This is a genomic window from Paenibacillus sp. JT31N7, assembly GCF_059692095.1.
On record NZ_JCAUAT010000004.1, the window covers coordinates 379,141 to 403,277 of the forward strand.

General features: G+C 54.6%; 18 protein-coding genes. 11 read left to right on the forward strand and 7 right to left on the reverse strand.

Annotation, left to right across the window (positions count from 1 at the left end; translation table 11 throughout):
- Positions 1 to 62: 62 nt before the first annotated feature.
- Complete coding sequence (locus tag AC58P5_RS20330) at positions 63 to 2,072, forward strand: ABC transporter ATP-binding protein (RefSeq protein ID WP_497389814.1); 2,010 nt, start codon at positions 63 to 65, stop codon at positions 2,070 to 2,072.
- A 422-nt stretch (positions 2,073 to 2,494) separates the two neighbouring features.
- Positions 2,495 to 2,800, forward strand: coding sequence for a hypothetical protein (locus tag AC58P5_RS20335; protein ID WP_497389736.1), 306 nt, complete (start codon positions 2,495 to 2,497; stop codon positions 2,798 to 2,800).
- Positions 2,801 to 2,933: 133 nt separating this feature from the next.
- Here AC58P5_RS20335 and AC58P5_RS20340 read toward each other — a convergent pair whose 3' ends face one another.
- Positions 2,934 to 3,569 carry an FMN-dependent NADH-azoreductase gene (locus tag AC58P5_RS20340; RefSeq protein WP_497389738.1) on the reverse strand — a complete coding sequence of 212 codons (636 nt, stop codon included), beginning with the start codon at positions 3,567 to 3,569 and terminating at the stop codon, positions 2,934 to 2,936.
- 210 nt (positions 3,570 to 3,779) lie between these two features.
- Here AC58P5_RS20340 and uvsE point away from each other — a divergent pair, with 210 nt between their 5' ends.
- The 8 genes from uvsE (at position 3,780) to AC58P5_RS20380 (ending at position 17,286) form a co-directional block, all read left to right on the forward strand.
- Positions 3,780 to 4,736, forward strand: a complete 957-nt coding sequence (gene uvsE, locus AC58P5_RS20345) for a UV DNA damage repair endonuclease UvsE (RefSeq protein WP_497389740.1) — start codon at positions 3,780 to 3,782, stop codon at positions 4,734 to 4,736.
- Positions 4,737 to 4,911: 175 nt separating this feature from the next.
- Entirely contained in the window at positions 4,912 to 7,233 is a 2,322-nt protein-coding gene (locus AC58P5_RS20350; RefSeq protein ID WP_497389742.1) for an S-layer homology domain-containing protein, read from the forward strand.
- 212 nt (positions 7,234 to 7,445) lie between these two features.
- The gene (locus AC58P5_RS20355; RefSeq protein ID WP_497389744.1) at positions 7,446 to 10,820 is read left to right on the forward strand and encodes an efflux RND transporter permease subunit; all 3,375 of its coding nucleotides are present in this window, start codon (positions 7,446 to 7,448) and stop codon (positions 10,818 to 10,820) included.
- Between the two features lie 195 nt (positions 10,821 to 11,015).
- Positions 11,016 to 12,272 (forward strand): threonine ammonia-lyase IlvA, encoded by a 1,257-nt coding sequence (ilvA, locus tag AC58P5_RS20360; RefSeq protein WP_497389746.1) that lies wholly within the window; start codon positions 11,016 to 11,018, stop codon positions 12,270 to 12,272.
- A gap of 248 nt (positions 12,273 to 12,520) precedes the next feature.
- Positions 12,521 to 13,564 (forward strand): BMP family lipoprotein, encoded by a 1,044-nt coding sequence (locus AC58P5_RS20365; protein ID WP_497389748.1) that lies wholly within the window; start codon positions 12,521 to 12,523, stop codon positions 13,562 to 13,564.
- 151 nt (positions 13,565 to 13,715) lie between these two features.
- Positions 13,716 to 15,254 (forward strand): ABC transporter ATP-binding protein, encoded by a 1,539-nt coding sequence (locus AC58P5_RS20370; RefSeq protein ID WP_497389750.1) that lies wholly within the window; start codon positions 13,716 to 13,718, stop codon positions 15,252 to 15,254.
- On the forward strand, positions 15,247 to 16,326 hold the full coding sequence (locus AC58P5_RS20375; protein WP_497389752.1) for an ABC transporter permease: 1,080 nt from the start codon (positions 15,247 to 15,249) through the stop codon (positions 16,324 to 16,326). The genes AC58P5_RS20370 and AC58P5_RS20375 overlap by 8 nt, the downstream gene beginning before the upstream one ends.
- Positions 16,327 to 17,286, forward strand: coding sequence for an ABC transporter permease (locus AC58P5_RS20380; RefSeq protein WP_009675785.1), 960 nt, complete (start codon positions 16,327 to 16,329; stop codon positions 17,284 to 17,286).
- Between the two features lie 111 nt (positions 17,287 to 17,397).
- On the opposite strand, the gene AC58P5_RS20385 is transcribed toward AC58P5_RS20380, so the two are convergent.
- The 6 genes from AC58P5_RS20385 to AC58P5_RS20410 form a co-directional block, all read right to left on the reverse strand.
- Positions 17,398 to 18,003 (reverse strand): hypothetical protein, encoded by a 606-nt coding sequence (locus tag AC58P5_RS20385; RefSeq protein WP_497389754.1) that lies wholly within the window; start codon positions 18,001 to 18,003, stop codon positions 17,398 to 17,400.
- 1 nt (position 18,004) lies between these two features.
- A complete protein-coding gene (locus tag AC58P5_RS20390) occupies positions 18,005 to 18,913 on the reverse strand; it encodes a hypothetical protein (RefSeq protein ID WP_497389756.1) in 909 nt (302 codons plus the stop codon).
- Between the two features lie 50 nt (positions 18,914 to 18,963).
- Positions 18,964 to 19,398, reverse strand: coding sequence for a hypothetical protein (locus tag AC58P5_RS20395; protein ID WP_497389758.1), 435 nt, complete (start codon positions 19,396 to 19,398; stop codon positions 18,964 to 18,966).
- The gene (locus tag AC58P5_RS20400) at positions 19,395 to 20,807 is read right to left on the reverse strand and encodes a radical SAM protein (protein ID WP_497389760.1); all 1,413 of its coding nucleotides are present in this window, start codon (positions 20,805 to 20,807) and stop codon (positions 19,395 to 19,397) included. The genes AC58P5_RS20395 and AC58P5_RS20400 overlap by 4 nt, the downstream gene beginning before the upstream one ends.
- Before the next feature lie 5 nt (positions 20,808 to 20,812).
- On the reverse strand, positions 20,813 to 21,589 hold the full coding sequence (locus AC58P5_RS20405) for a prolipoprotein diacylglyceryl transferase (RefSeq protein ID WP_497389762.1): 777 nt from the start codon (positions 21,587 to 21,589) through the stop codon (positions 20,813 to 20,815).
- Positions 21,590 to 21,742: 153 nt separating this feature from the next.
- Positions 21,743 to 22,609: an AraC family transcriptional regulator gene (locus tag AC58P5_RS20410; protein WP_497389764.1), complete on the reverse strand. Its 867-nt coding sequence runs from the start codon at positions 22,607 to 22,609 to the stop codon at positions 21,743 to 21,745.
- 294 nt (positions 22,610 to 22,903) lie between these two features.
- Between AC58P5_RS20410 and AC58P5_RS20415 the strand changes: the two genes are divergently transcribed.
- Positions 22,904 to 24,079: a galactokinase gene (locus AC58P5_RS20415; protein WP_497389766.1), complete on the forward strand. Its 1,176-nt coding sequence runs from the start codon at positions 22,904 to 22,906 to the stop codon at positions 24,077 to 24,079.
- The last annotated feature ends 58 nt before the right edge of the window (positions 24,080 to 24,137 follow it).

Below are 24,137 nucleotides of genomic sequence, written 5' to 3' on the forward strand. Positions count from 1 at the left end.
CAGGCAAACGATTGGTGCAGTACGCACTTCATCATAAAAAATTGTTTATTCTTGCTCTTATTATGCTTACCGTCGCGGTAGCGGCAGAGCTGTCGGGTCCTTTTATCGCTAAGCGTATGATCGACACCCATATTCTCGGGATCGAGCAGTCTTGGTACAAAGTCCGGCAGGAAACCGGCAATGCCGGGAATACCGTGGCAAAAGGGGACACGGTGCCCTACGGGGACGCCTTTTACAAACGCGGAGACCGTTTCGCGGAAGGCGAAGTGCGCGGTGACGAAGCCAGGCTGCTTCAGGTGGGCACGCGATTCGTTTTCGTTAACGGGCCGATCGCCTTCGACGGCCAGCGGTCCTGGCAGGACGGCAAGCTGACGGTTACGAGAGGCGGAGAGAACGCCGTATACGAGGCGAAGTCGCTGACCAAAGGCGAATTGTATGTGTTCTACCGGCCGGAACTGGCCAAATTAATCCAGCTTGCCCTGCTTTATCTCGGGCTGCTGGCCGTAGCGGCTGTCTTCACTTTCGGAGAGCGGTATATGCTTCAGGTTTCCGCGAACCGCGTTATCCAGAAGCTGAGGCTGGATGTGTACAGGCAAATTCAGCGGCTGCCCATCCATTATTTCGACAATCTTCCGGCCGGAAAGGTCGTATCCAGGGTAACCAATGATACCGAGGCCGTGCGCGACTTGTTTGTGACGGTTCTGGCGAACTTTTTCACCGGCTTCGTGTATATCACGGGTATCTTTATCGCCCTATTTCTTCTGGACCCGAAGCTGGGCGCGATCTGTCTTCTGATCGTCCCGCTGCTGGTCGTCTGGGTCATCGTTTACCGCAAGTACGCTTCGCGGTACAACAAAATCATCCGATCGCGCTTAAGCGACATTAACGGGATGATCAATGAAGCCATCCAGGGGATGACGATCATCCGTGCGTTCCGTCGTCAGAAAGAAACGATGGAGGAGTTCGAAACGCTCAACGAGGATTATCTCAAGCACCAGCAGAAGCTGCAAAGCTTGAACGCTTTCACCTCCCATAACCTGGTCGGAGTGCTGCGGAACATATCTTTCGCGCTGCTGCTCTGGCATTTCGGAGGCGCCGCAATGGGAACGGGAGCCGAATCGGTAATCTCCTTCGGGGTGCTGTACGCCTTCATCGATTACTTGAACCGGCTCTTCCAGCCGATCACCGGGATGGTGAATCAGCTTGCGACGCTCGATCAATCGATCATTTCGGCGGGACGCGTGTTCGAGCTGATGGATGAACCGGGAGAAGATGTGACCGAAGGCCGGCTGCCGCGTTACAAAGGCGATGTCAGCTTCGAGCGGGTTTCCTTCGCTTACAAGGAAGATTACGTGCTCAAGAACATCTCCTTCGATGCGAAGCAGGGCCAGACCGTGGCGCTCGTGGGCCATACCGGTTCAGGCAAAAGCTCCATTATGAACCTTCTGTTCCGGTTCTATGATCCGCAGAAAGGAACGATCCGGGTGGACGGCCAAGATATCACGGCCATGCCCAAGCAGCTTCTGCGTCAACACATGGGAATCGTGCTGCAGGATCCGTTTCTCTTCACGGGCACGATTGCGAGCAACGTCAGTCTCGGGGACGGCACGATTTCCCGGGAGAAGGTGAACGCGGCGCTGCGCGATGTCGGCGGCGAGCGCATATTCGCCAACCTGCCGGGAGGCTTCGACGAGCCCGTGCTCGAAAAAGGAAGCACGCTCTCCGCGGGGCAGCGGCAGCTGATCTCGTTTGCGCGCGCGCTTGCTTTCGATCCGGCGATTCTGATCCTGGACGAAGCGACCGCGAACATCGATACGGAGACGGAGGCCGTGATCCAGGCCGCGCTCGATGTCGTCAAGAAAGGCCGGACGACTTTCATCATCGCGCACCGGCTGTCTACGATCCGCAGCGCGGATCTGATTCTGGTCCTGCACCGCGGTGAGATTGTGGAACGGGGGAATCACGAGGAACTGCTGGAAATGGGCGGGCGGTACTCCCAGATGTATCGTCTGCAGCAGGGCGGCGGCGCTGCGCCGGGCGGCGTAACTACCGGCATCGCGGCTTCTACGTAAAAAGCCGCGATGCCTCGGCGTGAACCCGGCCTGTTATCGCTGCCCGCCGGGTTCACACGGATGAACGGTGCCGCGGTACGCTTCTAGACTTCGCACGGCTCACCGAGGACACGGGATGAGCGGTTCCCTTCGCTTTTATATATTTTCTATTGAGCCCGGAAAAAAATGGGGTCTCTTTTTATAAAAATTAAGGTATAATTAGGAGAAAATAAGGCGGACGCATGAAACGCGTAGACGCCCCGGTACGTAAATTAAATTATGGGGAATAAGAATCGGGGTGAAACGCTTGCGTGATTCGCAGACTGCTCCTGCGTTTGTGCAAGGTTGTCCAGCCCGAGAGTCACACCCTGGCATTTTGGAAATTATATAGGACGGGGCGTACTCGTCAACACGCCGGCCGCCTGCGAAAAGAGGGATTTATCGTGAGTTCGGAAACGAAACGCGTTTTGAATGTGGTTCAACTTATTGTGGAAATCGGAATTATCATCGGCTATGTAGTCGGCCTTATCCCGTTCGGATTCCTATGGTCCGGCGGCTGGGTGGTGCCTCTCGTATTCGTGAGCGCCGTGATTGGCCTGATCAACAGCAACCGGACGCTGCTGCCGGCTGTCGTCAACATCGTGCTGGCCTTCCTCAGCTACATTCCGCTCGTCGGTTATGTAACGAGAATTGTCGGTCTGCTGGTGTCGGCGTACAACATTTCGCTGATCAGACGCGAACGCTACTAAGCTTAGCGCTCCTATCCGGGACGCCGCGGCGTCCATGAACGCAAGAAAACCCGTAAATCTGCGATTTACGGGTTTTTCTCTGTTCAGCGACGGAACATTCTTCATCCGCACTGCCGGTACGAGTCTTTTTGGATTAAAACGTCCGTGCTTTCTCCTGCGCATTTTTAATGGCGTCTTGTTTAATCTGCTCGGCGCGGTCGGGGAACTGGGCCATGCCTTCCACATAAAGCGTTTCGAAAGACGGCACGCCGAAGAACGTCATGATCGTTTTCAAATACGGGCTTCCGAAGTCCGAGCCGGCTGTTGGACCTTCCGAATAGATGCCGCCGCATGCGTAGATGTGCAGCGCCTTTTTGCCGGTGAGCAGGCCGACCGAGCCTTTCTCCGTATACTTGAACGTTTTGCCCGCCGTGCAAATCGTATCGATATAGGCTTTCATAACGGGAGGGAAGGAGAAGTTCCACATCGGAGTGACGAAAACATATTTGTCGCCCGCCACAAATTGATCCGTCAGTTCGCCGAAACGGGTCACCTTTTTCTTTTCTTCTTCCGAGAGCTGATCAAACGAACTGCCGGAGCGCAGCTTGCCCCAGCCGCTGAACACGTCCGTATCGATTTGCGGAATGTACGCTTTATACAGGTCCAGGGCTACGATATCGTCTTCTGGGTGATTTTCGCGGTAAGCATCGAGAAACGCTTTGCCGACGGCCATGCTGTAAGAAGCCCGGTCGTCATGCGGATGTGCCGTAATATAAAGAAGCGTAGACATGAAGGAACCCTCCTGCGGAATGCGGTAGATTTGTGTTTTATCGAGGCGCCCGGCTCCGGCACGCCCAGGCTGACAACCATACGGGAATAATATCTGCCGCCCCCGGAAGGTGTATGCCTGCCAAATTCGCACAACCTCTTCACTCACTCAGGAGATACAACTCGGAAGCGCCGGGGTAAAAAGCTTGGGTACGGGAAACCTGAAGAAGAGGTGAGAAGCTTGGAGGTTCGCATCGGCTACGTATCGCAGGCGTTGGCTATCTATCACACTACACCAAGCTCTACGTTTACTTATAAGCGGTTCAAAGAAGGACCGTACGAAGAATCGCTCGAAAAGGCGATCGAGGTAGGGCGTCGCAATCTGGAAGCTACGCGCAGAATTCTTTATTATAATGCGGCGCACGGGATCCGCCTGTACCGGCTCAGTTCCTCGCTGATCCCGCTCGCCACCCATCCCGATGTCCATATCGGTGTCAGGGAAGTGTACCGGGAGCAGCTTGCCGAGCTGGGGGCTTTTGCCCGGCGCCACGATATCCGGCTGTCCATGCATCCCAACCAGTTTACGCTGCTCAACGGTTCGGATGCGGTGGTGGAAGCCGCGATACGCGACCTGGACTATCATGCGGACATTCTCGACGGCATGGGGATGGGCGGCGAATGCATCATGAATATTCATGTGGGCGGAGCCTACGGGGACAAACGGGCCTCGGCCGAACGTCTGGTCTCGAACCTGCCGCGGGTACCGGGGCGCATTTTGAAGAGGCTGACTTTGGAAAATGACGATAAAACCTACACCGCCGAAGAAACGCTGTCCGTGTGTCAGCGAAGCGGGGTTCCCATGATGTTCGATCTTCATCACGACTGGTGCAATCCCTCTTCCCGGGCCGGTATCGATTTGATTCCGCAAATCGCGGAGACATGGAAGGACCGGCCGATGAAAATTCATGTTTCCTCGCCGAAGAACGACAAAGACTTCCGCTCCCATGCCGATTATGCGGAAGCGGGACCGCTGCTTGTTTTTCTGAAAGCATGCAAGGAGGAAGGACTGGACCGGCTGGATGTGATGGTGGAGGCCAAACGTAAAGATCTCGCCTGTTTGAAGCTTGCCGAGGATCTTTCTTCCGTAAGGGGGATCAAGCGGCTGGACGGCGGCATTTTAACGATATGAAGAGGGAAGAAGAAGGCTACGAGCCCTACCGCAAACCGTAGAGAAATGACAAAAAAGTAACAGGTTACGGAATGGGGGATTCTTCCGCAACCTTTGCCCGGATTTGTCCGTCTCAGATGGTGAGAACTGGAATCCAGTATGTTCCATTCCACCTATTCGAAGGAGGCAGGTCCGTTTGAAAATTATTCTGAAAGCAGGTACGGCAGTGGTCACTTCCGCACTGCTGTTCGGCACGGTTACGCCGGTTATGGCGAGCAAAGCGGTTACGGGGGCGTCCGCATCTGTTGCGAATCCGGTTTCGGATCAAGGGAAAGAGCAGATCGACATTTCCCAGGAAGAGGTAAAGGTAACTAAAGAGCAGGCCGTCGAGCTGGCTAAAAAATACGTTGCCCTGCCGCAAGGCTTCTCTTTGCAGGGAGCTAATTTAAGCGTGTCCCGGGGGTTCGGCGGCAAGCCAGCAAAGGCTTGGAACCTGAATTTCAGCCATAAAGAGAAGAAAGACTATTATTCTTATTTGTCCTATACGCTGGATGCGGATTCCGGCGCTTTGCTCGGGTACAATTTCAGCAGCAAAAATCCCGACAGCAAGCCCGTTTACCCGCCGAAAACCAGCTTGGATCAAGCTAAAACAATCGCATCCGATTACATAGCGAAATTAAGTCCCGAGCTTCAAAAGCAGGTGAAATACAACGACCTGCGCGAATCTTCACGCAAAACTCCGCTGACTGTATACGAAGATTACCGGTTTACTTTCGAAAGAGTGGTGGACGGTGTTCCGTTCCCTCAGAACAATATCACGGTGGCCGTAGACAGCGAAGGCCGTCTTTCCGATTACCGCGTGTATTGGGATAAGGATGCGGCTTTCGATAAAAAGGAAGGCGTCATCACCTCGGAGCAGGCTGACAAAGCATTCCGCAATCAAGCGGAACCGGTGCTTCAATACCTCATTCCTTACCAGTCGAAGGAACTCAAACCGGCGATTTCCTACAGCATGGCGGCGCTTCAGATTGATGCCAAAACGGGCAAGCCGCTGTATGAGAGCAAAGCTCCCGCCGCCGTCAGGGCACTGACCGAACAGCCTCAGAGCGGCACGGGAACGGCGGTAACGACGAAGGAAGCCGCGCTTAAGCGGGCCCAGCAGCTGGTTAAAATCCCGGCGGATGCCAAGCTTGAAGAAGCGAACTACAGCGAATACGAGAACGAATCCACGAAACAGACGGAAGCTAACTGGAATTTCCAATGGGCGCTCCCGGGCAAAGACGGAGCGAAGGATAACAGAGGTTACGTGTCTCTGGCAATCAACGCCAAAACCGGTGAACTGACGAACTTCTCTAATTATGACTATAGTTCCAGCCGTACGATCAAGCCGGAGGAAGTTAAAGTTTCTTTTGAAGAAGCGAAAGGGAAGGCGGTTGATTTCGTCAAGAAAACGATCCCTTCTTATACACATCAGCTTGTGCTGGAAACGACGGAAGCTCCCAAAACGGACGGCAAAATCGTCGGGATCGACCAGGATAATACGTATACCTTCCTGTTCTCCCGGTTCGTTGACGGAGTACGGGTAGAGAACGACAATATCCATGTAGGCGTGGATAAACGGACGGGCGAAGTCCAGAACAGCTACGTGAATATTAGCAAGCTGGCGTTCCCGGCCAAGAAACCGGCCGTTCTGGATAAAGACAAGGCGAAAGAGCTTCTGCTTTCCCAATATCAGCTTCGCCTGGTTTACCAGAGCGTCGGCATCGAAGGTCAAATTCCGCCGGGAATTCCTATTGAGCGTTACAACGTTCTCGTAGCTTCCGCCAAATATCCGGCGGACAGCCAAAATCAGAAAGCTCAGCTTGTTTACACGCTGGAGAACAAATACGAAAACTCCGCGTATTTCCTTGATGCGGAGAGCGGCAAATGGCGCAGCCGGGATACCGGTGAGGTGATCTCTCTGGAGCCGGTGAAAGTTGACGATATCGCCGGCCACTGGGCGCAAAATGAGCTCCAACTGATGCTTGATTATCAAGCCCTCGAAGTGAAAGACGGCAAGGTCAAGCCGGACCAGTCCATCAAGCGCGGCGAGCTCATCAAGATGCTCGTCATCGCCGACAGCGGCGGCGGGTATTATCCGGCCGGAGCGATGGATGGCCGCAGCAATTCGTTCAAGGACGTGGGGAAAAGCAGCGCGTACTTCTCCTATGTAGAAACGGCTCTGGACCGCAAGTGGATCGACCGGACGTCCGATGAGTTCAATCCGGACCAGCCGATCACCCGTGAGGAAATGGCTTCTTTGATCGTCCGTGCGCTGAACTACAAGAAGCTGACGGAGTTCGATAACGTCTTTAACCGTAACTTTGCGGATGCTTCCGAGCTGAAAAACATCGGGAACGCCGCAATCGTGACCGGAATGGGCATCATGAGCGCGGACGGCGGCAAGTTCAGTCCGAAGCTTGAAGTGACGCGCGCTCAGGCGGCGACAGCGTTCTACCGGTATTTACAGAAGCGTTAACCTTCGTTGTGCACAACTGAATAAAAAATTATGGGACTGCCGGGTTCGGCAGTCTTTTTTTTGGGAAAAAAGGAGAATAGGCAGGAGACCTCCGTAACTTGCAGGAATTGAGTCGGGCTCTATTGCTCAGGGAGATTCGCAGGATTACCCTTATTTAAGGAGTCACTGTTTTTACAGCGCACATATCAGACGAACAGACAGGAGTGAAAATAGTGAGAGGAATTATCCGGTATTCTCTGAACAATAAGCTGGTTATTTGGCTGCTGACGATTCTTGTGACGGCTGCGGGTATTTACGCGGGTCTCAGCATGAAGCAGGAGACGCTTCCGAATCTGGAAGTGCCTGTTCTTACCGTTACAACGGTATATCCCGGTGCTGCACCGGAAGATGTGGCCGACCGGATTACGGGCCCTCTCGAACAGAAGGTCCGGAGCCTGGACGGTGTAGACGTTGTAAGCTCGACATCCATGGAAAACGTATCTTCCTTAGTGATGGAATATTCGTACAAGAAGGACATGGACAAGGCCGCTTCCGAAGTGAAAGAAGCGGTCGCCGATTTTGTGCTTCCCAGCGGTGCGCAGGAAACGAAAGTATCCAAAATCAACATAAATGCATTTCCGGTCGTATCGCTGAGTGTAGCGGGAGACAAGCAGTCGCTGGACGAGCTGACCCGGCAGATCGAAAGCGATCTGCTTCCGGCGCTGGAAGGGATTCCCGGCGTGGCAAGCGTGGAGATTTCGGGCCAGCACCAGCAGGAAGTCCGGCTGACTTTTGATCGTGACAAGCTGAAGGCCTACGGACTGAGCGAGGAGACTGTCAAAGGAATCATCCAGGGTGCGGCTGTACAGGTCCCCCTCGGCCTATATGAAGTAGGCCGGACGGAGAAAACCCTCGTCGTCGACGGCAACGTGAAGAGCATAGAAGACCTGCGGAATCTGGAGATTCCGCTCGTTCCCGGCGGAGCCGGTTCGGAGGGCGCCGCAAGCCAGGCAGGCACCGGCGGAGCGGCAGCCGGCGGTGCAGGCGGAGCACCCGGAGCCGCCGGCGGCAGTGCGGCGTCGGGCGCGGCACCGGGCACAGGTGCAGCACCCGGTGCAGGTGCGGCAGCCGTCCCGGGCAGCGCCGCAGGCACCGGCAGGGGAGGCGGCGCAGCGCCTCCGGCAGCGGGAGCGGCCGGTCTGCCGACCGTGAAGCTTGCCGAGCTGGCCGCAATCGAGCTGGCCGACCGGGCCGACTCGATCTCCCGCACGAACGGCAAGGAGTCCATCGGCATCCAGGTCGTGAAGGCGCCGGACGCGAACACGGTGGACGTCGTGAACGCCGTCAAGGCGAAGGCCGCGGGGTTCCAGCAGGCGAACAGCGGCGTGGAGACTGTGATCATGCTCGATCAAGGCAAGCCGATCGAGGATTCGGTTAACACGATGCTGAGCAAGGCCGTATTCGGCGCTTTGTTCGCCGTACTGATCATCATGCTGTTTCTGCGCAACTGGCGGACGACGCTGATTTCCATTGTCTCGATTCCGCTGTCGCTGCTTATCGGCATCCTGCTGCTGCAGCAGATGGACATCACGCTGAACATCATGACGCTGGGAGCGATGACAGTCGCCATCGGCCGCGTCGTCGACGACTCGATTGTCGTCATCGAGAACATCTACCGGCGGATGTCCAGTCCGTCCGATCCGCTGCGAGGCAAAGCCCTAATCCGCGAAGCGACGCGGGAGATGTTTATGCCCATCCTCTCGTCGACTATCGTGACGATTGCGGTCTTTCTGCCGCTGGGCTTCGTGAGCGGTCCAGTGGGGCAGTTGTTCCTGCCCTTCGCCCTGACGATGGTGTTCGCGCTCCTTGCTTCGCTGCTAGTCGCGATCACCATCGTGCCGATGCTGGGGCATTCCATGTTCCGCCGCAGGCTGGAGCGCATGGGGCCGGCTCCGGTTCCCGCCTATGCGGAAGGAGGCGCGCCCGCTGGCTTTCCGCTTGGCATGGACCCGGCCGAATCGGTCCGGTTACGCGTCCGCGGCAAAGGCCAAAGCCGCCGCGGCCATGACGAAACCGGCCGTCTGGGGGGCTTTTACAGGCGGGTCCTGGACAAAACGTTGAATCATAAACTCATCGCCTTCGGCACGGCTATTCTCCTTCTCGCCGGCAGCCTTCTGCTGGCTACACGGGTCGGCGTCAGCTTTCTTCCGGAGGAAGAGCAGAAATATGCGATGGTGACGTACACGCCTTCTCCGGGCGAGACGTTGGACGATGTGAAGCGGAGGGCTCTGGAAGCGGAGAAATATGTCCTTGGACGCAGCGGGGTCCGAAATCTGCAGTACTCGGTGGGCGGCCAGAATCCGATGTCGCCCGGGCCGTCCAAGTCCGCGCTTTTTTATGTGGAATACGATCCCGAATTCGCCGATTTTACGGCTGAGAAACAGAGGCTGGTCCAGGGGTTGACGGATACCGTTCCCGGCAGCTGGAAGCCGATGGATATGGGAGGCGGCGTAGGGGGCAGCAAGCTGAGCCTCTACGTTTACGGAGAGAAGCTGGACGAAATCCGTGCGGCTGCGGATAAAATTCAGGCTCTAATGAAAAACCGGCCGGAATTCGATAAGGTCGGCTCGAGTCTCTCGGAATCATACGACCAGTACACGATCGTCGCCGACCCGGCCAAGCTCAGTAAGCTCGGCTTGACGGCCGGACAGATCGCCACGGCTTTCGGACGGGAACGCGAGCGTCCCGTTCTGACCAAGATCGGTGTCGAGGGCAAAGAGGTCGAGGTTTATGTACAAGCCGACAAAAAAACGTACGCCGATCTATCGGCGATCGAGAACAGCACCATCACGTCCCCGCTTGGTGTGGAGGTCCCTCTTAAGGACGTGGCCAAAGTAGAGGAGGGGCAGTCACCCCATGCGGTTACCCATCGGGATACGAAACTGTACGCCGAGGTGTCGGCCGATATTACTTCCAAGGATGTGAGCGCGGCCTCGACAGGACTGAAGAGCGAGATTGACAAGCTCGGCCTTCCTGCTTCCGTACGCGTCGATTTCGGAGGAGTAACGGAACAGATCAACGAGACCTTCTCCCAGCTCGGTCTAGCTATGGTCGCGGCCGTCGCTATCGTGTATCTCGTGCTCGTCATGTTCTTCGGCGGGGCGCTGACTCCGTTTGCGATTCTGTTTTCGCTGCCTTTCACGATCATCGGCGCTATTGTCGCCCTTCTTGTGACAGGCGAGACCTTGAGCGTGTCGGCCATGATGGGGGCGCTCATGCTGATCGGCATTGTCGTCACGAATGCCATCGTCCTGCTGGACAGGGTGATTCATAACGAAAAGACCGGCATGAGAACGCGCGAGGCGCTCCTTGAGGCGGCCGCTACCCGGCTGCGGCCTATCCTGATGACGGCTCTCGCTACCGTCGGCGCCCTTCTGCCACTGGCTTTCGGATTCGAAAGCGGCGGCCTCATCTCCAAGGGTCTAGCCGTTACCGTGATCGGCGGGCTGATCTCGTCGACGCTGCTGACGCTCATCATCGTACCCGTCGTGTACGAATTTCTGGCGAAATTCAGGCGCAGACGCCCGGCTTCCGAGCTGGAGGACTAAGCGCTGTGTCGGTGTTCGGCATGATCTGCCCCGGCGCCCCAGGGTGATGTTCATCGCCTTTCCGCATCTGAAGCCTGTTTCCCGGATTGAGCCGGGAGGCGGGTTTCTTTATTTTCGGCAGAGACAAGCGCTAAAACCCCGACTTGTGCTACAATAATCGGAATACCATTACCACAGCGGAAAGGAAGTCCTGTCGTGAGCAATCCGAGCACAGTCACAGTTGAAGAAATCATACGCGCCAACCATGCGCTAAGCCGGGTGATTGAGCCTTCGCCGCTTCAGCGCAGCGAGCTTCTGTCCAGGCAGTACGACTGCAATATTTATTTGAAAAGAGAGGACCTTCAAGTCGTCCGATCTTTTAAAATACGCGGTGCCTACAACGTTATTCAAAGTTTGACGGAGGAGGAACGGGGCCGGGGCGTCGTCTGCGCAAGCGCAGGAAATCATGCCCAGGGAGTCGCCTATTCCTGCAACCATTTGGGGATCGAGGGCAAGATCTTTATGCCCACCACGACTCCGCGCCAGAAAATTTCCCAGGTCAAAATGTTCGGAGGGCCTTATGTAGAAGTGGTCCTGATCGGCGATACTTTCGACGATTCGTCCACTCAGGCCCGCATATACTGCGAACGTGAGGATAAAGTCTTCATCCACCCATTCGACGATGTGCGGACGATTGCCGGTCAGGGGACGGTCGGCCTGGAAGTGCTGAATCAGATGCCGGTGTCGCCTGACTATATCTTCACGTCCATCGGTGGCGGAGGACTTGCGGCAGGAGTCGGCACTTACGTGAAGGCCGTATCTCCGGAAACCGCCGTGATCGGCGTGGAGCCTGAAGGAGCCGCCGGCATGCAGCGCTCCATGGAGGCGAGCCGGGTCGTGACTCTGGATACGGTGGACAAGTTCGTTGACGGAGCGGCGGTCAAGCAGGTCGGCGAAATGACGTTCGAAATCTGCCGGCGCGTGCTGGACGACATCGTGCTGGTGCCGGAGGGCAAGGAATGCACGACGATTCTGGATCTGTACAACAATAATGCCATTGTCATCGAACCGGCCGGAGCCCTGTCAGTAGCGGCTCTGGATGCTTACCGCAGCCAAATTGCGGGTAAAAACGTAGTGTGCGTGATCAGCGGCGGCAACAACGATATCGACCGCATGCAGGAGATTAAGGAGCGTTCTCTCATTTATGAAGGGCTCAAGCATTACTTCCTTGTCAACTTTCCCCAGAGGGCCGGAGCGCTCCGAGAGTTCCTCGAAGAAGTGCTGGGACCGACCGACGACATCACGCGTTTTGAGTATATGAAAAAAACGAACCGGGACAATGCGCCGGCCCTGGTCGGCATTGAGCTGAAAAACAAAGACGATTACGAAGGCCTCATCTCGAGATTATCCAAAAAAGATATCAATTATGTCGAAATTAATAACGATCCCACCCTGTTTAATCTGCTGATCTGATAGCTGAAAAGAGCCGTCCCCCTTGGGGTGCGGGACTCTTTTGCCGCCTGGCTTGGCAGCGTTTTCTCGGTGACAAAAAATTTTAATTAACCGCAGTATATTTAGTTGTGGATTTTGGATTACCCAAGATGTATAATCGGTTACGCGGTATAAATAACCTAATCCTCTCGACATATTTTTACAATTCGCATCCAATACTATGGGATAGGGATTAGGCTTACAAAAACCAAACAGGGGGTTTTACTTTTATGAAGAAATTTTTCAAGCTGTCGCTGGTCATGATGCTGGCATTCACGCTTGTACTCGCAGGCTGCGGCAAGAAGGCCGACAACGGCGGCACAGCGCCAAACGACGGTAATGCATCCGGCGGCGAGAAGAAGTCCGATGTGAAAATCGGCATGGTAACTGACGTTGGCGGCGTAAACGACAAGTCCTTCAACCAATCCGCTTGGGAAGCGCTGGAGAAGCTGAAGAAAGATACAGGCATCTCCACGAAGTATCTGCAAAGTAAAGCGGATTCCGATTATGTTCCTAACCTGAATCAGTTTGTACAAGGTAAATACAACCTGACATGGGGTATCGGCTTCGTTATCGCGGACGCTATGAAAGCCGTAGCACAGCAAAACCCGACGGCTAACTTCGCCATCATCGATAACGTGGTAGAAGCTCCGAACGTTCAATCCATCACTTTTGCCGAGAACGAAGGTTCTTTCCTGGTCGGCGTGGTAGCGGCAAAAATGACGAAATCCAATAAAATCGGTTTTGTCGGCGGTATGGACATTCCGGTTATCAAACGTTTCGAAGCCGGTTTCAAAGCAGGCGTTGCGGCTGTAAATCCGGAAGCTAAAGTCCTGATCAACTACACGGGCGCATTCGATAAGCCTGACCTTGGCAAAGCGGCAGCCGCCACTATGTACAACGACGGCGCGGACATCATTTTCCACTCCTCCGGAGCAACAGGAAACGGTGTATTCAACGAAGCGAACGACCGCATCAAGCAAGGCAAAAAAGTATGGGTTATCGGCGTTGACAAAGACCAATCCCTGGAGTTCGGCGATCAAGTGACTCTGACTTCCATGGTTAAAGGCGTTGAAGAAGCGGTAACGAAGTACTCCAAAATGGTCGTTGACGGCAACTTCAAACCGGGCGCTCCTGTAACGCTGGGTCTGAAAGACAACGGCGTAGGCCTTGCTTCCACTTCCAGCAAGAACGTTCCTGCGGATGTACTCAAGCTTGCAGACGAGTATAAAGAGAAAATCATCAAAGGCGAAATCAAAGTTCCCGAGCAATAAGATTTCGTGTAGACCGCACCCTTTTCACCATGTAGCATGACGCATATTTATGTACGTTTTTATGATGGAGCATACAACAAGGCTGGTTGCATAACTGGCCTTGTTCTTACTTTCCAGACCTTCTACCAATAACCTTAGTAAGGGTGATTTCATGAGTGCAGCGACCCCTGTCGTTGAGTTGAAGCAAATCACAAAGCGTTTTCCCGGAATTGTCGCAAACGATTCCATCTCTCTTAAGCTGCAAAAAGGGGAGATTCACGCCCTCCTTGGAGAGAACGGCGCGGGTAAATCGACCTTGATGAATATTGTCTTTGGCTTGTACCAGCCGGATGAAGGCGGTATCGAAGTCAATGGCCAGCCGGTTCTGATCGACAGCCCCAACAAGGCGATCGAGCTTGGAATCGGGATGGTGCATCAGCATTTTAAACTGGTTCAGCCGTTTACCGTTACCGAGAACATCATCTTGGGGATGGAACCGAAGAAAGGCATGAACATTGATTACAAATCGGCAGCCGAACAGGTCAGAAAGCTTTCCGAACAGTACGGCCTTCAAGTAAACCCCCATGCTAAAATACAGGATATTTCCGTCGGCATGCAGCAGCGTGTCGAAATCGTGAAGACGCTTTATCGTGGTGCTGACATCCTTATTTTCGATGAACCGACAGCGGTTTTGACTCCCCAGGAAATCACTGAGCTGATGGATATCATGAAACGTCTCGTTGCCGAAGGCAAGTCTATCATCCTCATTACGCATAAGCTTAAGGAAATTATGCAAATTTCCGATACGGTTACGATCATCCGCAGAGGTAAAGTGATCGATACCGTCAAAACGTCCGAGACGACAACACGCGAGCTGGCCGAGAAAATGGTCGGGCGGAGCGTCTCTTTCAAAGTCGACAAGAAGCCTGCGCAGCCGAAAGGTCCTGTTCTGCAGGTGCGCGGCATTAATGCGAAATCGCACGACGGGCTGCCGGTTTTGAACGGATTGTCCTTCGATGTGAAAGCCGGAGAAATCCTCGGAATCGCCGGCGTGGACGGCAACGGGCAGAGCGAGCTGATCGAAGCGCTGACCGGTCTGCGCAAAGTGGACAGCGGATCGATCAAGCTGCTGGACCAAGAAATCGTCAACCGGTCACCTCGTCATATTTCGGAAGCGGGTGTGTCCCATATTCCCGAAGACCGGCATAAACACGGGCTTGTTCTCGACTTTTCCATGAGTGAAAACATGGTGCTCCAGACATACCATCGTCCCGCTTTTAACCGCGGCGGTTTTCTGAATTACGAGGCGATTGATAAGCAGGCTGAACGGCTTATCGAAGCGTTCGACGTCCGTACGCCGAGCATTCATACGAAAGCGCGTTCTCTCTCCGGGGGGAACCAGCAGAAGGCGATTATCGCCCGGGAGATCGACCGGAATCCGGATCTGCTTATCGCGGCGCAGCCGACCCGCGGCCTAGATGTAGGCGCTATCGAATTCGTGCACAAGCAGCTCATCGCCCAGCGCGACCAGGGCAAAGCGGTACTGCTGATCTCCTTCGAGCTGGACGAGATTTTGAACGTATCGGACCGCATTGCGGTCATTTACGAAGGGGAAATAGTCGGGGAAGTTCTGCCGGAAGAAACGAACGATCAGGAACTTGGCCTGATGATGGCCGGCAGCATGAAGCGGGAAGGTGTGACCCATGAATAAAGTAATGAAGTTTTTTATGCGGGATTCCGCTATCATTCCTCTCGCGGCCATCGTGCTCGGGTTTGTATTCGGCGCCATCGTTATGCTGGCGGGCGGGTACAATCCCATAACCGCATACTCCTCGCTGTTTTCGCGGGTATTCGGAAATATGTACGATTTCGGCGAGACGATCCGCGAGATTACCCCGCTCATTTTGACGGGGCTTGCCGTCGCTTTCGCTTTCCGTGCGGGTCTCTTTAATATCGGCGGAGAGGGCCAGTTTATCGTCGGGATGACAGGGGCTTCCTTCGTCGGCATCAAGCTGGGCGGACTGCCCGCTATCATTCACGCGCCGCTTGCCATTATCGTGGGTGCCCTTCTCGGCGGACTATGGGCGGCTATCGCCGGCTATCTGAAAGCAAAGCGTGGCGTGAACGAAGTTATCACCACGATCATGCTCAACTGGATCGCTCTGTATCTGGCGAACTACACGGTCAACCATTTCCTGCTCCTGAAAGGCCAGCAGCGCTCGGTTGATATTCAGCCTACAGCTTCCGTTAGTTTAGAGTGGCTGTCGGCTATGTTTGATAACGCCCGTCTGCACTGGGGGACGCTTATCGCCATCCTTGCCGCCGTGTTCTTCTACTTCTTCCTGTGGAAGACGAAGCAGGGGTACGAGCTCCGTGCCGTAGGCCACAACACGAATGCCGCTGAATATGCGGGGATGAATGTGAACAAGAACATCATCAAAGCCATGTTTTTCAGCGGAATGTTTGCCGGTCTGGCCGGTGTGTTCGAGGTGCTGGGCGTGTTCCACTACCAGACCGTTATGCCGGCATCGCCGGGCTACGGTTTCGACGGAATCGCGGTTGCCCTTCTGGGGCTGACGAATCCGTTCGGCGTACTTCTTGCCGCTTCTCTGTTCGGTATCTTGACTTACGGATCCGCGGGAATGAGCTTTGGCGCCGATGTGCCGCCGGAGTTGATCCGGATCGTGATCGGTTCGATCATTTTCTTCGTAGCCGCACAAGGCATCGTGCGCTGGGTGATTGCCCCTCTCTATTTCAAGCGTAAGAAAGAGAAGGTGGTCTAGATGAGTTTGGATATTTTGGGTCAGCTGATCAATACAACGCTGGTATTTTCCACGGCGCTCATTTTTGCGGCCCTTGGCGGTATTTTCTCGGAGCGTTCCGGGGTCACCAACATCGGACTGGAAGGCCTGATGGTATCCGGCGCGTTCGCCGCGGCGGTCAGCACGTTCTACGCACAGGAAGCCGGCATGGGAAGCATGTCCCCGTGGATCGGACTTTTGGCGGCGCTCGTATTCGGGGTTTTGTTTTCGCTTATCCATGCCGTTGCGACCATCACGTTCAAATCGGACCAGGTCATCAGCGGTGTGGTCATCAACTTCCTGGCGGCGGGCGTAACGGTCTACCTCGTCAAGCTCCTCTTCGAGGGGGCCGGACAAACGGAAACGCTGACGGAAGTATTCAGCAAATGGGCGATCCCGGGTCTCTCGCAAATCCCGGTACTCGGTTACGGTATTTTCACGGCCTACCCGACCACCTATATCGCGCTGATTCTTGTGGCCGTATCCTATTATGTACTGTTCAAAACGCCGTTCGGTCTGCGTCTCCGTTCCGTCGGGGAGCACCCGAGTGCGGCTGATACCGTCGGTGTCAATGTACGCCGCATGCGTTATATCGGCGTTATGCTGAGCGGCGCTTTCGCCGGACTGGGCGGAGCGACGATCGCCCTGACGACGACAAGCAACTTCTCGCATAACACCATCTCGGGCCAGGGCTACATCGCCCTGGCTGCCATGATCTTCGGTAAGTGGCACCCGGTAGGAGCGCTCGGAGCCGCCGTCTTCTTCGGTCTTTCCCAGGCGATCCGGAACTATGTGCAGCTGTTCGAATGGTCGCAGAGCATTCCGCAAGAATTTATCTTTATGCTCCCGTATGTCTTGACCATTCTGGTACTTGCCGGTGCGGTCGGCCGTGCTTATCCGCCTGCCGCCCTCGGCGAACCTTACGATCCGGGTAAGCGTTAAGCCGGAAAAGACAACGAAGCAAAAGCTGCTTTCCTTTAAAAGGAAAGCAGCTTTTTTTAATTCTCCGCGGGCGGGGGACTCAGTTAACTTGGCCAGGAAGCGGGAAACTTTTTACGTATCCCTGTCCTCGTCATGAATTGGACTTTCTCCAGTGGATATGTCGGATTCCAGCGGTCCCAACAGTTGGCCTGCCCTGCGCAGCAGCAGGATAATGGAGATTCCCGACAAAAATCCGACTATGCCTAGAGCAATCAGGAGAATTTGCCAGGCCTCCGGCATGTTCAGTACCAGGGGGCTTAGTATAAGCGTGGCTCCCATGAACGCCAAAAAAACGGACCTGCGGATATGAGCGCTTTGTGCCAGCTCGGCAAGACTATTTCTGGAAGCGGCAGAGATAATGCCGGTACAAAGATAATAGATGAAGGCGAGCAAGAGCGCCGAGTTGACCAGTCCAAGCGAGAACCAGAAGAAAGAAAATGGTTGGTCTGTAACCGGGGCACCGCCGAGGTTGATTACGTTAGGCAGCGATAAAAAAATAAGCGGAATAGCGAACCGGCGCGCTATCCGGAACGCTTGCTCCTGCTTTCCCAGCTCGCCGAGTGCGGAAGCGGCCATCCAAAATCCGATGAAGTCCGGAAGCAGATCCACGGATTGAATGCGAAAGTGAAGGAAAATGAGGGTCAATCCCCAGGCTATCCGAGAATACAAACGACTCAACTCAGGGCAGCTCCCTTCCGGTTTGAACGATCTTTTTGATGTCCGAATCGCTTAGATCGGCCTCATAGCGTATATGTACCGCCATGTCGTCTTTAAAGCCGTCGGGAGCTTGCACTTTGAACCGTACGGTCTTTTCGATCTGATTAAATTCTATTGTGCCTTTATGTTCCGGTGTATCTGTGTTTGCGTCTTCGAAACGGTAAGATAAGCGCACGTAGCTTCCCTTTTTTACGGCTAAAGGAAATGAAATGTCTTCGGCGGGCAGTCCCTCCACCTCTACCTTATCTCCGGATCGCAGAGAGGTCAGATAACCAGGTTCCTGTTCCAAAGAGAGAGCATCGATATACAAGTTCATTCGCGGGGAGCTCTGATCCGGATAAGCGTTTTCAATCCCTGTCAGTATCAGGTCTTCCTTGGCCGTCGCAAGAGCATACCCGACATTCTGGTTGGAAGTGCCGCCGCTTGAAAATTCGAACAAGGAGCGATCGGCGGGATTTTTAGCCTTTGGCGTGAGGGTGACGTGACCGATATCCAACATTCGCGAGCTTCCGTTACTCAGCCAGGCGCGAACCTGCGTAATATGCAGAGGTGCTGCAGGCTGGTTTGCTTCTTGGGTCTGCGGTTCCAGAGCGATCAGCACCGTTTGATAATTTTGATAGGTATACTGGTTTTTATTTAGAAAATGGACGGATGCATGGAGCAGCTCAGGAACCTCTACATTTACAATGTGAAGACCTCTGTGATTCTCCAGATAGGAAAGCTGAAAGCTGGTTCCCCGTTCAAGGGGGAGATCAATAAAATGTGAAAGAAAGACAGGCTCCGGCAGCTGATTTTTTTCATAAACCCATAGGTTTCCGGCCCAGCTGACCAAAGCCAGAAGAAAGACGATCACCAACGGACGTTTTTTCACCTAGCGGCCTCCATTCCGGCAGTTCTCTACTCCTGGCTCTGAAAGAGAGATCAGCCCAAACTAAACATCACATAACCGAAGCAAGCGGCATTCAAAAGAAACGTGATGCCCGCTCCTATAAGAATTCCTTGAACGATGGCTGTCCGTTTGCTGTAAATAAGGAGAAGCGGCAAAACATAGATCATCTGTACGATGCCGATCCCAAAGTACATCGGAATGGCAAAGAGCCATAGGAGATGGCCGAGCGCCACCCAGCCGATTCCTTTCCAGACATCGAGTCCTTTCCATGGACGACGGGTCGGGCCGGACCCGCCATGTTCGCGAGACTGCTGAGAGGAAGTTTGATCGAAGACGGTGTCCGCCGAATGATCTCCGGATTCGGAATTCCAGGTGGATTCCGCTTCTTTTTCCTTCCCGGATTCGGATGAAGCTCCCGCCTCCGGCTGCATACCGCTCTCGGCCGGATCTTTTTTATAATCGCTCATGCGAGCCCTCCTGTCTCCGCGCGCAGCTCCTCCAACAGGGCTTCACGGCCGTCACGGTAAAATAAATTATACGTATCGAACGGGATGATTCTTCCGTCGGGATGGGCGATATGCACACAAGATTTTTTTACGGAACGGACATCGAAATTGTATGGGTCCAAGAACTGCATAATCAGCACGCGGAACACATTGTCATACCCGATATGCTCCGGTACGGCGACGGACGGCAAGCAGCAGAGCAGATTTTTAAGAGAAAGCGCCGACGACTCGGGAGAATGAGCGGTCGAGAATAGGTCGAAGACTTGATCCTTTAACGTCTGATCCTGCTCGAATACGATCGTATTGCGCCCGCCTTCCAGCAAAATCTGAGGATCGATCATTCCAGTCAGAGGTATGGCCTGCCCTCCCAGCTTCAGAGCATATCCCATGGCGAGGCAGTCCGGGTGACACGGAACCGGTATGATATCTTCCGGCTGAAAAATACCGGATTGTTCGATAATCATCCGGCGCACTTCGCTGAGTGTCAGCCGGTCTTTGGCCGGATCGAACGCTTCGGTACGGCCGGCAACTTGAACCGGCTGGAACGTTACGCCCCGGACCGCGCGCTGCTGCAGCCCGTAACGGATAATATCGCCGACCTCGGAGTCGTTGAGTCCTTTTTTTAGCGTCACCACGAGGGTGGTGGAGATATTGAACTCGTTGAGATGTTCGATCGCACGACGGCGCACATCACGCAGGTCTACCCCGCGCAGCTCGCGGAGGGCCTCTTCTTCAAAGCTGTCAAACTGGAGGTACAGCTCGAATCCCGGCATATACTGGGACAGCCGCCGCACGAACTCCCGGTCCTGGGCGATTCTCAGCCCGTTGGTGTTCACCATAAGATGCTTGATGGGTTTCGTTTTGGCCAGATCGAGAATTTCGAAAAATTGGGGATGGATCGTCGGCTCGCCTCCGCTGATCTGCACGATATCCGGTTCTTCTTCGTTCCGTACGATGGCGTTAAGCATCGTTTCGATCTGCTCGAGAGAGCGCCAGGTCTCCCGTTTCGGAGAAGATTCGGCATAGCAGATCGGACACTGCAAATTGCATTTGTCCGTAATTTCAAGGAGCGTCAGGCAGCTGTGCTGTTCATGATCCGGGCACAGCCCGCAATCGTACGGGCATCCGTAACGGATCGGGGTGTTCCAGTGCTGGGGCATTTCCGCGGGTTTCAAAAATTCGCGGCACCGCTTGTAATACTCCGCGTCGTCCGAGATCAGAACCTTTTCCCGGCCGTGCCGGCCGCAGTATTTAAGCAGATAAACATTCTCATCCTCGATAATGACCTTGGCCTCCACTTTACGGAGACATTGGGAGCAGATGCTGTTGGTGAGTTCGTAGAACAAATAAGGACGGTTTTTGGTAGGCATGGAAGTCAGGTTCCTTTCCGTATTAAGGTAGGTTTCGCAGTAAGCTTACGCCGCAGAAGCAGGGTGTAATAGATCAGGCCCGCCAGGCACGCGAGCTGGATGTTGTTCAGACCGGCATACGGGTGGGGAGTCGGTTTGATAAAATCGATCAGCAGACGGAAAAGAAGGTAGCCTCCCATGAAAATAATGAACGACATCCCGTCGGGCAGTTGAACAGATCCGTGCTTGGCCCGGTTTTTCAGCAGGACGATGGCGATACCCAGAAGAAGCAGGAAGGCGATCTCGTAAAGCTGAGTGGGATGACGGAGGATTCCATCGCCAAAGTCGACACCTGTTACCCAGTCTGTCGGGGTTCCGTAAGTATGATCATCGAGACCGGTAAGAAAGCAGCCGATTCTTCCGATCATCATCCCGGCAAGGAGCGGCAGCGCCATATCATCTCCCGTGGAACGGGTGTGCCCGATTCTTTTTTTGGTCCATTCCACGCCGATGAGCCCTCCCAGGAGCCCTCCGACAATGGTCTTGCCTTCCATTAGATACGACACGTCGTTCCAGCGCTGCAGGGTCAAGGCGGGGTCTTCCAGCCAGTAAAGCACCTTCGATCCGGCAGCGGCACCCAGCGTGGCACCGACGAGAATCCAGAGAGCCTGACTTGCCTGGAGTTTTTCCTTGCTCCGGGTATAGAGATAAAGCCGGAATCCGATAAAATAAGCAAGCGCTTCAAAAACCAAATGGGGATGCAGCCGGATAAAACCGAGGTTAATATACACTGGAAAAGTCATAGGTTCCTCCCCGATAAAGTTAAGGTAAATTATACCACATGAAATTTAAGAGAGGGGATCGGATCGGTTACCTGCCTTTGCGAGAACCGTTCTTTGGTCGGTGGATGCTGCGAAAGTTATTATAAAAAACCGCGTAAATCCCGATTCCACTAGTTACATACGTATCATATCGCTGCGGTATTCCGTAGGGGAGAGGCCGTACCACCTCCGAAACTGTTTAGAGAAGTAAAGCGGGTCACGGAATCCCACGGAAAAAGCAATCTGCTCGATCGTCAGCTCCAGCCGCTCCCGCAGAAGCTGACGGGCTTTATCGACACGGAGCTTGGACAGAAAAGTCACCGGCGTCTGGCCGGTGTGCTCCTTGAACAGCCGGGACAGGTAAGCCCGGTTGTAGCCGAGCGCCTCGGCCATGGACTCGATCGAGATGTCCTCGGCATACTGCGCGGACAAGTAATGCAGCATCTGCTGCACCGTCACCTCCGTCCGGGAACGGGAATGCGCCTTACCCGGTTCGGGTAAGGGCGGCCGTGACGCATCGGCATATTCGGCGAGCAGCAGATGAAGATAGCCGAGCGCACGAAGCGAGGCCGTGCCGCTCTTATGCCTTAGCGCGCGCTGCATGCGTCGGAAAAGCGCCGGAACACGGCTGCCCGCATGCGCCGTGTGAATTACCGGCTGCTCCGGCGTGAAGCCGGCCTTGCGCATGTGGGCCGCCGCTTCCGAACCGGTGACGGCCAGCCAGCAGTAGCGCCATGGGTCGGCTTCGTCGGCTTCGTAACCGACGAGCTGCTCAGGCGCGATGCAGAAGCTGTCGCCGGGGCCGAGAAGCCGCTCCCGGCCCGCCGCGGTAAAGCACCCCTTTCCGGAGATAACCGTATGGATGAGGAAATAATCGTACACCTTCGGCCCCAGCCGGTGGAGCGGTCTGGTCTGGCTTTCCCCGGAGAAGAGTATATGAAGAGCCGAATCTTCCGGCGGCTCGGGGTTGGACACGACATAGTAAGTGGGTTCGCGCTTCATTGGACTTCACATCCTTCTGTTTGCGATAATGAGTTAAAAAAACGGGACGGCAAGCGGCGCAAGGTCGGGCGTTATTTTCCGGTGTACCTCCGGACAAGAAGCTTGATTCGCACCCTCCGCTGTCCTTTCATCCTATCATCTCCTGAGTACATCCGACATCACATTTTTCCATATGATCCTTACATCATTCCATAGGACTTGTAGAGGTTCGCGCTTATACTGAAGATAGAAGAATGAAGCCCTGACCCATCAAAATCTCAGCTGTATATAACTCTACTTAAAGGCGGTGCCGAAATGGCCGATCTTAATCTCCTCAAAAAACAATTCACCGAGCTTTACGGAGGCGCGGAAAAAGAAATCACAGTTTTCCATGCTCCCGGCCGTGTCAATCTGATCGGGGAACATACCGATTACAACGGGGGCTATGTGTTTCCGGCTGCCCTGACTTTCGGCACTACCCTTCTTTTGCGCAAAAATGGGGAAGGTCTGCTTCGCATGGCTTCCACGAATTTCACTCATAAAGGGTCTTGTTCCCTGGACGATGTAGTCTACCGGGAAGAAGACGACTGGATGAACTACCCGAAGGGCGTCGTCGCCCAGCTCCGGCAGAAAGGCCAAGGCCCTCGGTCCGGCTACGATATGCTGTATCACGGTGAAATTCCGAACGGGGCCGGTCTTTCATCCTCGGCTTCCATTGAAGTGGTCACGGGTTACGGACTGCTGGAAGCGGAGGGATATCCGGCCGACCGGGTTGAGCTGGCGCTGCTTGCTCAGAAAGCGGAAAACGAGTTCATGGGCGTAAACTGCGGCATCATGGACCAGTTTGCCGTTGCCAACGGGCGCAAGGATCACGCGATTCTGCTCATGTGCGACACTCTGGAATATGAACTCGTGCCTTTTCAAAGCGGCCGCTATAAGCTTGTGATCGGCAATACGAACAAACGCCGCGGCCTCGTCGATTCGGCATACAACGAACGCAGAAGCCAGTGCGAGCAGGCTGTCCTGGACCTGCAAACCCGATTCCCGGATCTGACGCTTCTGGGCCAAATCAGCCTGGAGCAGTTCGAGGCGAACAAGGATGCCATTAAGGACGACACCGTCCGGAGGAGAGCGCAGCATGTCGTGGAGGAAATCGACCGCGTGCTGAAATCGATAGACGTGCTGAAAGCCAATGACCTGGAAGCCTTCGGCCGGTTGATGACCGCATCTCACGAATCTCTGCGCGATCTTTACGAAGTTACATGCCGGGAGCTCGATGTGATGGTGGAAGCCGCACTGGCCGTCCCGGGCGTTCTCGGCTCACGGATGACGGGAGCGGGCTTTGGGGGCTGTACCGTCTCACTCGTGCATGAAGACAGTATCGAGGCATTCCGTGAGCAGGTCGGATCGAGCTACAAAGAACAAACGGGTCTCACCGCGGATTTCTATGTTTGCAGTATCGGAGACGGCGTGGGCAGAATACAAGGTTAGGCGGAAAGCCGGGCTTTTGAGGATAAAATGAACAGATGAGTTCTTTCCTATAGAAACG